The organism is Paraburkholderia madseniana (assembly GCF_009690905.1).
Lineage (GTDB): Bacteria > Pseudomonadota > Gammaproteobacteria > Burkholderiales > Burkholderiaceae > Paraburkholderia > Paraburkholderia madseniana.
In genome coordinates this window covers 1-252 of the sequence record NZ_VOSW01000354.1, presented here as the reverse complement: position 1 = coordinate 252, position 252 = coordinate 1, and the positions used below count along the sequence as shown (strand labels likewise).

The following is a 252-nucleotide window of genomic DNA, read 5'->3' as shown; positions in this document are numbered from 1 at the left end:
GCTTGCACAGGATCACCAGATCGTCCGCGTAGGTCACGATTCGACTACCAAGACTGCGCTGAAGTCCGAGCCTTTTCCATGCCAGCACAAACCGGCGCATGTAAATATTCGCCAGCAGTGGTGAGATGGGTGAGCCTTGCGGAATGCCACGTCTGCTGTCTCTGGCCTCCGTCGTACGTTTCTTCCGGCCTCGATTATCGGTTTCTTCAACGGGGCATTCCAGCCACATCCGGATCAGATGCAGCACGCGCC

The 252-nt window shown here is 57.1% G+C and carries 1 protein-coding gene; it reads right to left on the bottom strand.

Going from position 1 to position 252, the window contains the following annotated elements; genetic code table 11:
• A partial coding sequence (locus FSO04_RS46140; protein ID WP_267905130.1) for a reverse transcriptase domain-containing protein occupies positions 1-252 on the bottom strand: 252 nt, incomplete at both ends.